Origin of the sequence: Acidovorax sp. JG5, assembly GCF_017939685.1 — a bacterium.
In the GTDB taxonomy this organism is placed as follows: domain Bacteria; phylum Pseudomonadota; class Gammaproteobacteria; order Burkholderiales; family Burkholderiaceae_C; genus Acidovorax.
On record NZ_JAGKSE010000002.1, the window covers coordinates 210,416 to 224,369 of the forward strand.

General features: G+C 61.0%; 11 protein-coding genes. 8 read left to right on the forward strand and 3 right to left on the reverse strand.

All coding sequences use genetic code 11. From position 1 onward, the window contains the following. From rfbC to J8G26_RS03375, 3 genes are all read left to right on the forward strand, one after another. Complete coding sequence (rfbC, locus tag J8G26_RS03365) at positions 1 to 555, forward strand: dTDP-4-dehydrorhamnose 3,5-epimerase (protein WP_210567921.1); 555 nt, start codon at positions 1 to 3, stop codon at positions 553 to 555. A 178-nt stretch (positions 556 to 733) separates the two neighbouring features. Further along, entirely contained in the window at positions 734 to 1,897 is a 1,164-nt protein-coding gene (locus tag J8G26_RS03370) for a glycosyltransferase family 1 protein (protein ID WP_210567922.1), read from the forward strand. Next, the gene (locus J8G26_RS03375; RefSeq protein ID WP_210567923.1) at positions 1,894 to 3,024 is read left to right on the forward strand and encodes a glycosyltransferase; all 1,131 of its coding nucleotides are present in this window, start codon (positions 1,894 to 1,896) and stop codon (positions 3,022 to 3,024) included. The genes J8G26_RS03370 and J8G26_RS03375 overlap by 4 nt, the downstream gene beginning before the upstream one ends. A gap of 181 nt (positions 3,025 to 3,205) precedes the next feature. On the opposite strand, the gene J8G26_RS03380 is transcribed toward J8G26_RS03375, so the two are convergent. Genes J8G26_RS03380 through gmd form a run of 3 tightly spaced genes read right to left on the reverse strand, consistent with a single transcriptional unit; the run spans position 3,206 to position 6,686 of the window. Beyond that, positions 3,206 to 4,681, reverse strand: coding sequence for a mannose-1-phosphate guanylyltransferase/mannose-6-phosphate isomerase (locus J8G26_RS03380; RefSeq protein ID WP_210567924.1), 1,476 nt, complete (start codon positions 4,679 to 4,681; stop codon positions 3,206 to 3,208). A 30-nt stretch (positions 4,682 to 4,711) separates the two neighbouring features. Then, positions 4,712 to 5,656, reverse strand: a complete 945-nt coding sequence (locus J8G26_RS03385) for a GDP-mannose 4,6-dehydratase (RefSeq protein ID WP_210567925.1) — start codon at positions 5,654 to 5,656, stop codon at positions 4,712 to 4,714. Beyond that, positions 5,634 to 6,686, reverse strand: a complete 1,053-nt coding sequence (gmd, locus tag J8G26_RS03390) for a GDP-mannose 4,6-dehydratase (RefSeq protein ID WP_210568039.1) — start codon at positions 6,684 to 6,686, stop codon at positions 5,634 to 5,636. The genes J8G26_RS03385 and gmd overlap by 23 nt, the downstream gene beginning before the upstream one ends. Before the next feature lie 82 nt (positions 6,687 to 6,768). Between gmd and J8G26_RS03395 the strand changes: the two genes are divergently transcribed. From J8G26_RS03395 to J8G26_RS03415, 5 genes are read left to right on the forward strand one after another with little or no spacing between them, the layout of a single operon-like run. After that, on the forward strand, positions 6,769 to 8,121 hold the full coding sequence (locus tag J8G26_RS03395; protein WP_210567926.1) for a glycosyltransferase family 1 protein: 1,353 nt from the start codon (positions 6,769 to 6,771) through the stop codon (positions 8,119 to 8,121). Positions 8,122 to 8,144: 23 nt separating this feature from the next. Beyond that, entirely contained in the window at positions 8,145 to 8,939 is a 795-nt protein-coding gene (locus J8G26_RS03400; protein WP_210567927.1) for an ABC transporter permease, read from the forward strand. Positions 8,940 to 8,964: 25 nt separating this feature from the next. Beyond that, positions 8,965 to 10,212, forward strand: a complete 1,248-nt coding sequence (locus tag J8G26_RS03405) for an ABC transporter ATP-binding protein (RefSeq protein WP_210567928.1) — start codon at positions 8,965 to 8,967, stop codon at positions 10,210 to 10,212. Then, positions 10,209 to 11,246 carry a class I SAM-dependent methyltransferase gene (locus J8G26_RS03410; protein ID WP_210567929.1) on the forward strand — a complete coding sequence of 346 codons (1,038 nt, stop codon included), beginning with the start codon at positions 10,209 to 10,211 and terminating at the stop codon, positions 11,244 to 11,246. The genes J8G26_RS03405 and J8G26_RS03410 overlap by 4 nt, the downstream gene beginning before the upstream one ends. Next, positions 11,243 to 13,813, forward strand: a complete 2,571-nt coding sequence (locus J8G26_RS03415; protein ID WP_210567930.1) for a glycosyltransferase — start codon at positions 11,243 to 11,245, stop codon at positions 13,811 to 13,813. The genes J8G26_RS03410 and J8G26_RS03415 overlap by 4 nt, the downstream gene beginning before the upstream one ends. Positions 13,814 to 13,954: the final 141 nt, after the last annotated feature.

A 13,954-nucleotide genomic window follows, 5' to 3' on the forward strand; every position in this document is an offset into this window, starting at 1 on the left:
ATGCAAGTAACCTCTACGGCCATTCCTGATGTGCTCATCATCGAACCCAAGGTGTTTGCTGATGCGCGGGGGTGCTTTTTCGAAAGCTTCAATCAGCAAGCCTTTCATCAGGCCACAGGAACCCATTACCAGTTCGTCCAGGATAATCACAGCCATAGCAGCCAGGGCGTATTGCGTGGCCTGCATTACCAGTTGCCGTCCAAAGCACAGGGGAAACTGGTCCGTGTGGTACGCGGAATGGTCTTTGACGTGGCGGTGGATATCCGGAAAAGTTCACCGACTTATGGGAAATGGGTGGGTGTGGAGCTGAGTGATGTGAATCGCAGGCAGCTCTGGATTCCTCCAGGATTTGCGCATGGATTTTTGACCTGTAGTGAATCTGCCGATTTTCTTTACAAGACAACGGACTATTACAGCCCGGAGCACGAACGCTCCATTGTCTGGAATGATCCCGCTCTTGCCATCGATTGGCCCCGTCTGCCGATGGCCTATCGCCTGTCTCCCAAAGATGAAGCAGCACCGTGTTTGCGCTTTGGGGACGATGGGTTTGAGTGATTTTCTGAATCCTTTCATGGCCTCTGGCGACGCATGAGCGCCGGACGCAAGAGTGTGGGGCGGCCACCTGTTCGTCGGCGCCGCACCGGCGCTGTTTCTCGCGCGCGACATGGGCAGAAATTGAAACCACTGCCGTGGCCGCATTGCCACGAGCTCTGTGGAGGCAGGTGATTGCAAGATGAAGGTCTTGGTCAACGGAACACCCCTGCTGGCGCCCTTGACAGGCATCGGTCAATACATCCGGCACCTGTTTACGGCCATGGACAGGTTGGCGCTGGTCGATTTGTGCACGGTGTATGGCATACGGATTGAAGACGGGTTTCAGCTGCCAGCTGCTACCAGCGCGCACACGGCCCAGAGACTGAACCGCCTGCTGCAGCGCTGGATGCCGTTTCCGAGGGCGACCCGCCATGTGCTTCAGCAAGCCCTGTTCCGCTACCGCAGCAAGGCTGGTTTGAAGGGGGCGATTTATCACGAGCCCAACTACCTGCCCATGCCCTTCGATGGTCCTTTGGTGCTGACGATTTGCGACATGTCATGCTTCGACCATCCGGAAACGCATCCGGTTGAACGGGTGCATGTCATGGAGAAGCGTCTGCCGGCAGCCATCGAGCGCGCAGACCACATCCTGGTGATTTCCGAGGACTCCAAGCACGCGCTGCAGCGCTGGTTTGATGTGCCGGATGACAAGATCACCGTCACCTATCTGGCGGCTGATGCACGCTTTCGGCCCCGGGACAACGCTCAACTGCAGCCTGTCCTGTCAGAGCTGGGGCTGGATCCACAGGGGTACTTGCTGTGCGTGGGAACCTTGGAGCCCCGCAAAAATCTGCAGACGCTGTTTACGGCCTATGCCGGTATGCCACCGGCACTTCGCCAGCGTTTCCCCCTGGTGGTGGCAGGAATGAGCGGCTGGAACACCGGTGCCCTGATGAAGGATGCGCAAAACCTCATCCATCAAGGTCAATTGCGTTTGCTGGGTTATGTGAAAGATGAGCAGATTCCATCCCTGTATGCCGGCGCCGCAGCCTTTTGCTATCCATCCCGGTATGAAGGGTTTGGCTTGCCTGCACTGGAAGCAATGGCGTCTGGTGTGCCGGTCGTGGTGGCGAATCGCACCTCATTGCCAGAGGTGGTGGGGCCAGCGGGCATGATGGTGGACCCGGACGATGTGGATGCCATGCGCGAAAGCCTGCTCACGCTGCTGGAAGATGGATCTGTGGCCAGCCGTCTCGCCAATCTCGGCCTGCAACGTGCCGCGACATTTAGCTGGGAGCGCTGCGCAAGGGAAACGGTCCAGGTATATGAGCACATCGCTCAAGTCAGAGGTCTCGAAGGATGAAGATCTTGCAGGTGTTGCACATTTACCGGGCCTATTTCCCCGAATCGCAAGGCGGGCTCGAGGAGTCCATTCGTCAGCTCTGTATGGCCACGCAGGCATTCGGGGTGAAAAACACGGTATTTGCCTTGGCCCGCCACCCGCACCCGTCCCATCTTGAACTGCCAGAAGGTGAACTGATTCGCGCGCGCTCCTGGGCGGAAATTGCATCGTGCAATATAGGGGCGTGGGACGCTGTGCGGCAATGCCGGGCTGCTGCATCCAACGCGGATGTGATTCAAATGCATTACCCTTGGCCGTTCGCCGATGTCTTGTTGCCGCTGGTGCGTCGCCGGCATCAGCCATTGCTGGTGACTTATGTGTCGGACATCGTGCGCCAGCGTGGGTTGGGCGTGGCATATGCGCCATTGCGGAAATACTTGCTACACAGCGCTGATCGCATCGTCGTTTCTTCTCCCAATTACGCCGCTACCAGCGAGGTATTGAAAAGCTACCAGGAGAAACTGGTGCAAATACCCCATTGCCTCAATGAACAACCCGTATCGGACCCCGCCTTGGTCCAGCGCTGGCGGGCTGAACTGGGCGACGATTTCTTTTTATTCGTAGGCGTTTTCCGTTATTACAAAGGCTTGTCATTTTTGCTGGACGCAGCGCGTTTGTTCAGTGGCACCATTGTCTTGATTGGCGATGGACCAGAGGGCGCAGCCCTGCGTTCCCAGGCTCGGCAGATGGGGCTGTGCAATGTACGGTTCCTGGGGGCTTTGCCAGACGCGGACAAGCACGCCATTCTGAGCCTGTCGCGCGGGGTGGTCTTCCCGTCGCATCTGCGGTCAGAGGCTTTTGGGATCACCCTCCTGGAAGGGGCTCAGGCGAGCAAACCCCTGGTGAGCTGTGAAATTGGTACGGGCACGACCTGGATCAACCGGCACGGGGAAACCGGCCTGGTTGTGCCGCCCGAGAATCCGCCGGCACTGGCAAAGGCACTCGAAACACTGGCTGGCAACCGGGACTTATGCGCCCGCTACGGCGCAGCATCTCGCGCCCGATGGGAGCAATTGTTTTCCCCGCAAGTTGTTGGCCGTGCCTACCGATCACTCTACGAGCAATTGACGCACACCCCCGTCGAATGACGTGGGGCCACCGGTCCGAATGAGACTTTTCCGGGCGGTGGCCTCGGGGCGCATCCCTGCCTCGGGTGGTCTGCGGCGTTGCCCATCCTCACCATGGCACCGGCCCATGGCTGCGGTGGGCGCCTTGCATCCCCTCCCCATGCCGGGCGCGCGCCATCGCGGGGACTCATTCAGCGTTGCCTTAAGGAGTGCGGCCATAGGAGTCGTCCAGCCGCACAATGTCATCTTCGCCCAGGTAGTTGCCGGATTGAACCTCAATGATTTCCAGCGGGATTTTTCCAGGGTTGCTCAGGCGGTGAACGTGACCCAGCGGGATATAGGTGGACTCGTTTTCTGACAACAGAAACGTTTTCTCTCCGTTCGTTACCGCGGCGGTGCCTTTCACCACAATCCAATGCTCGGCGCGATGGTGGTGCATCTGCAAGCTCAGGCTGGCGCCCGGTTTGACGACAATGCGCTTGACCTGAAACCGCTCGCCCCTGTCGATGGAGTCGTACCAGCCCCAGGGTCTCGGGGTCTTTCGGTGCGTATCGGCCAGGCTGCGGGCACGCGACTTCAACTCCGCCACCACACGCTTGACATCCTGCACCTGGGTCATGTCGGAAACCAGCACCGCATCGGGCGTCTCCACCACAACCAGGCCGTGCAGGCCAATACCGGCTACAAGTCGGCTGGTGCTGTAGAGCAACGACTGCTCACACCCCACCTGCAATACGTCTCCGTGCAAGGCATTGCCTGAGGCATCCTGGGGCAGCACTTCCCACACTGCATTCCAGGCCCCCAGGTCCGACCACCCTGCGTCCAGCGCGACCACCTGCAGATCTGTGCCCAATGCAGTTGCAGCAGGCAGCTTCTCCATGACGGCATAGTCGATCGACTCTGCCGCACATGCGGCAAAAACGGTCGCATCGGGCCGCACGAAATCCGCATCCCGTGTGCCTTGCAGCATCGCCTGCTGACAGGTTTGCAGAATATCGGGCCGAAAATGTGCCACCGCATCCAGCCACGTCTGGGCTTTCAGCATGAACATGCCGCTATTCCACAGATACTCACCACTCTCCAGCATCTGTCGGGCTGCAGCAGCATCGGGTTTCTCTCGAAAGCTTTTCACAGCGTAGACGCCTTCAACGGCCGCGGTGCATCCCCTGTGGATGTAGCCGTAGCCGGTTTCTGGCCGGTCTGGACAAATGCCAAAAGTCACCACCTTTCCCGCCAGGGCCAACGGCCAGGCTTTGGCGACCGCGGCGTGAAACCGTGCAGTGTCCAGAAGCACATGGTCCGCCGGCATCACCATCATCACCGGTGATTCCGTTGCGCCCGCAGCCTGTGCATCGGTGACAGCCTGCAACGCCGCCAGCGTCAGCGCGGGAGCCGTATTCCTGCCCATAGGCTCCAGCACCACCGTGGCGCCCTGCTGGGGGAGCAGTGTTTCCACTTGCGTCGCCACCAGGAAACGGTGTTCCCTGTTGGCCACCAGAAGCGGTGGTGCCGCCGCCGGCAAGGGCGCAGGCAAACCCTGCAGCCGCAAAAGTGCCTGTTGCAGCAAGCTGGTGTCACCATGCAGCGACAGAAACTGTTTCGGTTCACTCTCGCGGGACAGCGGCCACAGCCGTGTGCCCGAGCCCCCGCACAGTACAACGGGAATCAATGGAATCATCACATACCCAGTCAATGAAGGCTTGTCCGGTTAATTGGTCGGCAAAGCCGCAGCAATATCCCCAGCGTTGCCGTGGAGCATCCATTTCAATGTATCTGCCAGCTCAAAATCAGGCAGATGTGGCACAAAATTCTGCAACTTCGCCGGGTTGCCCCTCAAGCGTGTAATCTCGTGCTGCCGCACAAAGGCAGGGTTCACGCGGACTTCCATGGTGTGACCCGTCAGGTCCGTCATGGTGCGTAGAACTTGTCGCAGGGAATACAAACGCCCGGAGCACACATGGAACAACTCCCCGGGTGCAGGCGCTGACAGCAGTGCCTCGTAAGCAGCCACCACCCGCCGCACATCTGAGAAATCCCGCTCCACATCCAGATTGCCCAGTTCGATCACAGATGCACGCCGCCGAAAATGCTCCACAATCTTGGGCAGTACAAAACGGCTGTCCTGACCTAGGCCTGTGTAATTGAAAGGCCGCACCACCGTGATGGGCAACCGATCCAGCCACAACCGCGCCATGTGCTCCATCGCCAACTTGCTGACACCATAGTCATTGCCTGGGCAGGGCTGTGCTGTTTCATCTAGCACTTCCAACGCAGTCTGTCCAAAAATATTGCCGCTACTGGCCAGCAGAACAGCAGCCGGTGGCTCAGGCAAACGGCCCAGCGCCTGCAACAGATGGCGGGAACCCAGCAGATTGACGGCATAAATGGTATCCGCGTTACCGTGTGCCACAAACGAGATGGCGGCCAGATGTGCCACCACCCTGGGTCGAACCCGCTGAACTATGGCATCAAGAGCATCTGCGTCCAGCAGGTCTGCCGCAAAACAATGTTCGTTCGCGTCCGATTCAGCCTGCACGGTGCCGTAAACGTCATAGCCCGCATGGCGCAACGTCCTGGCCAAATGTCGGCCCGTAAAGCCGCCAATCCCTGTAATCAGCGCACGGCCTTTGTCAGAATGACCAGCCACGTTCATTCCGTTTCAGATCGGCCTCTACCATCATCTCGCACAACTGCTCCAGTGTCGTTGTCGGGGTCCAGCCCAGCTTTTCGTGTGCTTTGGCGGGGTCACCAATCAGCAAATCCACCTCGGCAGGGCGATAAAACTTCGGGTTCACCCGCGCGACGCAGCGCCCCGTGGCCGCATCCATGGCGACCTCCGAGTCGCCGTTGCCCGAGAACGCCAGTTCCACCCCCGCCGCTTTGAAAGCCATGCGCAGAAAGTCTCGCACCGTTTCTGTCCGGTTCGTCGCCAGCACAAAGGTCTCAGGCGTATCCACCTGCAACATGCGCCACATTCCGTCAACGTAGTCCTTGGCAAACCCCCAATCCCGCTTGGCATCCAGGTTTCCAAGCTCCAGGCAGTCCAGTTGCCCCAGCCGGATCTTGGCCACACTGTCCGTAATCTTGCGCGTCACAAACTCCCGGCCGCGCAGGGGCGACTCATGGTTGAACAAGATTCCGCTCGCACCAAAAATGCCATAGCTTTCGCGGTAATTCACCGTCATCCAGTGCGCATAAAGCTTGGCCACGCCATACGGGCTGCGCGGATAAAACGGCGTGTCCTCGGTTTGTGGCACCGTCTGCACCTTGCCAAACATCTCCGACGTGCTCGCCTGATAAAACCGGATGCTGGTATTCACCTGCCGAATCGCCTCCAGCAAATTCAGGGCGCCCAGCCCTGTGATGTGCGCAGTGGTTGAAGGCTGCTCAAAACTCACGCCCACAAAACTCTGTGCTGCCAAGTTGTACACCTCATCGGGTTGCACCTGCTGCAGCAAGCGCACCGAAGCGCCCAGATCCGTCAGGTCATACTCCACCAGCGTCAGGTTCGGGTGAGCCTCCACCCCCAGTTCTTGCAGCCGCCAAAAATTCACGGAACTTGTGCGGCGGTACGTGCCCCACACCGCATACCCTTTGGCCAGAAGCAACTCGGCCAGATAGGCGCCGTCCTGCCCCGTGATGCCCGTGATGATTGCCTTTTTCACAATTGACTCTCCACTCATGTCGTGGTGGGTATCATACAATTTAAGGTTTTGTTTCCATCGGGGGTGGCAGCCGATCGACGGGGGCTTACCGGAACCGAACATGCGTTACTACATCGAATGTACCCATACAGCCGGTACCCAATACAACACTGGCATTCAACGCGTCGTCCGCAACGTTATCAACACTTCGCTGGCTGAGCCGGCCGCCGGTCGTCACATCACTCCCGTAATTTTCGATGCAGGGCGTTTTCAGCCGCTCGCCGGGCCTCTCCCGTATCCCGCCCCAAAGTCCGAGGAGCAGAACGCCGGGCGCCCTCCTGCTGCAAAAGCCAAGTTCCATCCAGCCACCTATGCGCAGGGTGTCTATCGCGCCTTGCGCCAACTGGCTGCGGCACTCCTGCCCTGGCAGCCCTGGGTGGATTTTCTGAACGCACCTGCCACGGCTCCTGGGCTTTCCAGGCTGCTTACCACGCCCGTGCGCTGGCTGCGAAAGAAGCCAGCCACACCCGTCGATCCCCCGCAGCCGGCTCCTGCCGTCACTTTTCATCCAGGTGATGTGCTGATTCTGCTCGACTCCTCCTGGCATCTCAGCCTGTGGGATGAAGTCAGAACGCTCCAAAGCCAGGGCGTGCAGGTCGTCTGCATCGTGTACGACCTCATACCCTACATTTGCCCTCAGTATTGCGAGTCCAAAACCAAGTACTACTACTGCCAATGGATGGCCGAGGCCTTCAGCACGGCAGATGCCTTTTTGTGTATCTCGCAAACCGTTGCTGAGGAAATTCAGGAGACCTTGCCGCGCATCGTAGAGCGAACAAAACCCTTGCGCGTTAACTATTTCTGGCTTGGAAGTGAACTCGATGGCCAGCACCTGCCAACCGGCACCAGTACGGTCCACCAAACCATTGCCAGCATCATTCAGTCACCGAAGCCGGTGTATTTGTACGTCAGCACCATCGAGCCGCGTAAAAACCACGCCTACGCGCTCGATGCCTTCGAGCGCCTGTGGGCACAGGGCCACCAGGCCCAATTCATCATCGTAGGCAGGGTGGGGTGGTTGTGCGCCGACTTGATTCAGCGCGTCCGCACCCATCCCCAATATGGCAGGCAGCTGTTCATGTTCAACCAGGCCGGTGACGACATTCTTGCCCAGCTCTATGGCCGGGCCAACGGCCTGCTCTTCACCTCCCACGCCGAAGGCTTTGGCCTCCCCATGGTCGAAGCCTTGCAGCGCGGTTTGCCCGTCTTTGCCAGCAACATACCCGTCTTCCGCGAGCTGGGAGCAGAGGGCGTCACGTTTGTGGACCTCACCAACCCCGCGCATCTTGCCAACGCCCTGGCCCGGCACATTGAAGCAGGTGCTCCGCGCCTGCCAGCGCCCATCCCCTGGCTCAACTGGCGCCAAAGCACCCAGCAATTCTGGGACCGGGTCGATCAATGTCTCCAGTCATAACCTTACCGGCACCTACGCTGCTCATGATCAAACACCTGCGCCCCGTCTGGGCCTACCGCAGTTTCGTACTGGGCAGCGTCAAACGCGAATTCCAGCTCAAATACCGCAACTCCCTATTCGGCGCCGCCTGGAACATCATCAACCCCTTGGCGATGATTCTGGTCTACACCCTCATCTTCTCCCAGGTCATGCAAGCCAAGCTGCCCGGACTCGGCGGCGCTTACGTATACAGCATCTATCTCTGTGCAGGCATCCTCAGCTGGGGGCTGTTCGACGAAATCGTCTCCCGCTCCAAAAACATGTTCCTCGAACATGCCAACCTGCTCAAAAAAATCAGCTTTCCACGGCTGTGCATTCCTGTCACCATCACCCTCAGTGCAAGCCTCAATTTCAGCATCGTCTTTGGACTGTTCACCGTCTTCTTGCTGCTGACGGGCAACTTTCCCGGCATCGCCTACGCGGCCCTGGTGCCAGTCCTGGGCTTAGTGGTGCTGTTGGGCGTCGGGCTTGGCATGGTGCTCGGGGTGCTGAACGTCTTCTTCCGGGACATCGGCCACTTCGCGGGCCTCTTCATCACCTTCTGGTTCTGGCTCACCCCCATCGTCTACCCCGCCAGCATCCTGCCTGACGAAGCGCGGCCCTTGCTTGCTTTGAATCCCATGGCCGCCCCCATCGCCGCAGTGCAAGGCATCGTGGTACAGAGCCAGTGGCCCCAGTGGGGCAGCCTCATCTACCCTGCCGCCACCGCGCTCATGCTTTGTGCACTGGGCGCGCACTTTTTCCGGCGTCGTGCCGGTGAAATGGTCGACGAACTCTGAGCCCCCAGACAGGCTCCAATCCCCCATGGGTACCATCACAGTCAAACACCTCGGCAAAGCCTACAAACACTATCCTGGCCACTGGGCCCGGCTCGCCGAATGGCTCGACCCCCGAGGCCGGCCACGCCACCAGCTGCACTGGGTGCTGCAAGACATTCAATTCACCGTCAACCCAGGTGAAGCCGTCGGCATAATTGGCATCAACGGCGCTGGCAAAAGCACCCTGCTCAAAATCATCACCGGCACTACGCGCCCCAGTACTGGCAGTGTGCATACCACCGGGCGCATTGCAGCGCTGCTCGAACTCGGCATGGGGTTCCATCCCGACTTCACAGGCCGCCAGAACGCATACATGGCAGGCCAGCTACTGGGCTACAGCGTTGCTGAAATGACCCAGCTAATGCCCGGCATTGAAGCCTTCGCCGAACTCGGTGACTACATCGACCAGCCCGTACGCATCTACAGCAGCGGAATGCAAATGCGCCTCGCCTTCAGCGTGGCAACCGCCCGCCGGCCCGATGTTCTGATCGTGGACGAAGCACTCTCCGTCGGCGACGCCTACTTTCAGCACAAAAGCTTCGACCGCATCCGCGCATACCGACAGCAAGGCACCACACTATTGTTCGTCAGCCATGACAAGCAAGCGATCCAGACCCTCTGCGACCGCGCCATCCTCATCAACGGCGGCAAGCTCGCCATGCAAGGCCCGCCCGAAGCCGTCATGGACTACTACAACGCCCTCCTGGCGGAGCGGCCTGGCCAGCACATCCAGCAGCAACTCACCCCGCAGGGCAAACTGCAGACCATCTCCGGCAACGGGCATGCCACCATCGAGCAAGTGCGCTTGCTCAACACCGCCGGGCAAGCCCTCGAAACACTCACTGTCGGGCAAGACGTCACCCTGCAAATCAGCGTCAGGGTTCACCATGCTGTCCCCGAACTCGTTCTGGGCTTCATGATCAAAGACCAGCTCGGCCACCCCATTTTCGGCACCAACACCCACCACCTGCAAAACACCCTGCACCAGGTGCAGCCCGGCAGCCACTGGGAATTCAACTTGCATTGGCAAGCCAACATCGGCCCCGGTGACTACTCCATTGCCGTCGCCCTGCATGCAGGCCACGACCACATCGCTGCCAACTACGAATGGCGCGACCTCGCCCTCATCTTCAAAGTCCTCAACACCCAGCACCCCAGCTTCCTCGGTGCAGCATGGTTGCCACTCCAGACCACCATACGGCAGCAAGGGCAGGGCGGCGCCAGCACACCATGAGTGACACCTTCTACCAAGCCCTGGAAGACCAGCACCGAGGCAGCCGCGAGCTCATCCAGAGCCGCCTCGCCGTCTACTGGCCCTGGGTCCACACACTTCACAGCAGTCACCCCCAAATGCACGTGCTGGACCTCGGCTGTGGCCGTGGCGAATGGCTCCAGCTACTGGCGCACCACGGCGTCACCGCCCACGGCATCGACACCAGCCCAGCCATGGTCCAGGCATGCCAGCAGCACGGCCTGAGCGCCAGCCAGGCCGAAGCCATCGCCTACCTCCAGGCCCAACCCAGCCACAGCCTGCACGCCATCAGCGCCTTCCACCTCATCGAGCACCTGCCCTTCAGCACCCTGCACACCCTCCTGGAGCAGGCCCGGCGCGTCCTTGTGCCTGGCGGTCTCTTGTTGCTAGAGACACCCAACCCTGAGAACCTCTGCGTCGCAGGCAACCACTTCTATATTGACCCCACCCACCAGCGTCCGCTGCCCCAGCAGCTCATGCACACGCTGCTGGCCTATCACGGCTACCAGGGCATCCAGACCCTGCGCCTGCAAGAAGAGCCGCGCCTGCGCCAAGGCCCTGTCAGTTTGCACGACGTACTCTCCGGCGTCAGTCCCGATTACGGCCTTGCCGCCTGCACCCCCGGCGGCCCCGCACAGAACTGGCCCCAACCTGCCGCAGGCCTGCAACTGCACCAGCTGGCCCAGCGCTACGACCAGGCCCAGCACCAGCACCAGCAGGAACTACAGCACGCCCTGGCGCAACTAGGCCAGCAAATCAGCCAGGCCCAGCACCAAGCAACACAGGCCCAGCAGCAAGCTGCCCAGGCCGAAAAGCAGGCGGCGCAAGCCCGGCAGCAAGCAACCCAGGCAGAACAGCAAGCCGCTCAGGCCCTGCTGCAAACCGCCCAAACGGGGCAGCAAGCCCAGCAACTCGCCGAACAACTCGCCGCCGTCTACCAAAGCCGCTCCTGGCGCATCACCGCGCCCTTGCGCCACATCGCCCGGCAACTCCAGCGCATCACACGCAAACCATGATGACCAACGCCCGCACAGCCATCCTCACCATCGTCTCCAACAACTACCTCCACTTTGCACGCACCCTCATGCAAAGCGTGGCCCGGCACCATCCCGAAGCGCACCGCTACGTCGCCATCGTTGACGCAGACCTCGCACCCGCCCAGGCCCTGGCAGACGAATTCACAGCCATACCACTCGAACAACTCCCCTTGCCCGACGGCGACGCCTTCCTCTACCGCTACAACATTCTTGAACTCAACACCGCCGTCAAACCCTGGGCACTCCAGCATCTCCTCGACCAAGGCTACCAGCACGTTCTCTACATCGACCCCGACATTCGTCTGTACCAGCCGCTGACCCACGCCATCCAAAGCCTGGAGCAAGGCGCCCACCTCGTCCTCACCCCCCACCTGCTGGCCCCCATCGCCGACGACCTGCGCCCCACCGAACTCGACATCCGCCGCGCCGGCACCTACAACCTCGGGTTTTGCGCGCTGACCGATACCGCCAACACCCGGGACATACTGGCGTGGTGGCAAAGCAAACTCCGCCACCACTGCATCATTGCCCACGACCAAGGCATCTTTGTCGACCAAAGCTGGATGGACCTCGTCCCCGGCCTTTTTCCCCACATCTGCATCCTGCGCCACCCCGGCTACAACGTCGCCTACTGGAACCTCGCCCAGCGCAATGTGGAACGGGACGCAGACGGCCAATACCAGGTCAACGGCCAGCCGCTCGCCTTTTTCCACTACAGCGGCCTCAACCCGCAGAAACCCGAACCCTTCTCCAAACACCAAAACCGCTACACATACAGCACCCTGCCGCCCGCCGTGCGGCAACTCGCCCACGACTACTGCCAAACCGTCATCGGCAATGGCCTGCCGCACTACCTCACCCTGCCATACAGCTACGGCACATACCGTGATGGCACGCCCATCACCGACGAACAGCGCATCCAGTTCCGGCAGCACACCCCGGCGCAGCAACTCGCCCGGGCCGCAGCAAACACCCCCTTCTGCCCGCCCGTGCCGCCGCAACCCGTGGCGGCAGCGGCCGCAAGCCCCGCAGAACCTGCAAGCCCCGCAGAACCCATCCAGCCAGCCCGGCCCCATGCCGACCCAGAAGCGCAGCAGCTCGAAAACCTCTACCGCCACTACCTCGGACGCAGACCCGACGCCAGCGGCCTCCAGGCCTACCAGCCCCACATCCGCCGGGGTGCCAGATTTCGCGTTGCACTCAGCCTGGCCCTCTCCGCCGAAGCCCGTGCCCGCCCCCGCTGGTGGCTCCGGCTGCTCACCCCGCCAAAGCCAGGCCAGGCAACGGCAGAACCCCCGGTGCCCGCCGCACCACCAGCACCTCCAGCGCCCGCCGTGCCCCCAGTCGCCGTCCCAGACACCGCCCCTCTGCTCCCGCCAGAGCAACTCGCCCAGCAACAGCCCCCCGGCATCAACCTCATCGGCTACCTCACGGCAGAGCTCGGCATCGGCGAAGCCGCACGCTCCCTGGCGCGCGCCTGCATGGCGGCACAAATCCCCTACAGCGCCATCGACGTCGGCCACCAAACCAGCAACCGCAAAACCGACACCAGCATCCTCCCCTACGCCGTCCACCAAGACTTTCCGGTCGATCTCCTCTACGTCAACCACGACCAAACCCCCGTCACCGCCCAGTGGCTCCAGCAACAGGGCAGGCCCCGCGCACCCTACCGCATCGCCTACTGGCACTGGGAACAGCCCCAACTCCCCCCGGCGGCACTGCCCGCATTTCAGCAAGTCGATGAAATCTGGGTCCCCTCCACCTTCGTCCACGACGCCGTGGCTGCAGTGGCACCCGTCCCCGTCTTCAAAATCCCCCACGCCATCCACTGCCAGCCCACACCAGGTAGCACCCGCGCCCAGCTCGGCCTGCCCGACGACGACCGCATCCTCGTGCTCGTCATGTACGACTTCCACTCCTACCAGCACCGCAAAAACCCCCAGGCCGCCATCGAAGCCTTCCAGCGCGCCGCCGCCAACCGCCCTGGCGTCCAGCTCGTCATCAAAACCATCAACGGCAACCACTACCCTGAGGCCTGCGAGGCCCTGCGCCAAAGCGTCTCTGGCACCACCAACATCCAGTTCATCGACGCCTTCTACACCCGCCAGCAAACCTGGGACCTCCAATCCCACTGCGACATCCTCCTGTCCCTGCACCGTGCGGAAGGATTCGGCCTCGCACTGGCAGAAATGATGAGCCTCGGCAAAGCCGTCATCGGCACCGGCTGGTCCGCCAACATGGACTTCATGACCCCCGCCAACAGCATGCCCGTGCACTACCAGCTCCAGCCCCTGACGCAAGACATAGGCGTCTACCGCGCAGGCCTGCCCTGGGCCGAAGCCGACACACAACACGCAGCCCAATGCCTCGACACCCTGATCCGGCAGCCCGACCTGCGCCAGGCCATAGGCCGACAAGCCGCGCAAGACATCCAGCGCCAGCTCGGCCCCCAGGCCGTGGGCCAGCAACTGCGCCAACGTCTCGCCAGCATCAGCTACTGGCATCCCGGCGCCCGCAGAAGCCCCCCCGAAAAAGCCACTCTGTAGCAAAACCGACACACAGTTTCCCCTGATGCTGTGCATTACTCCACATACACCCGTACACAGCCACAAAAAGCCAGTGCAAATCTGATAAAGTGGCCCAGCGTGCATTTGAATGGCACACGAGTAACCATCCACAAGGAGAGA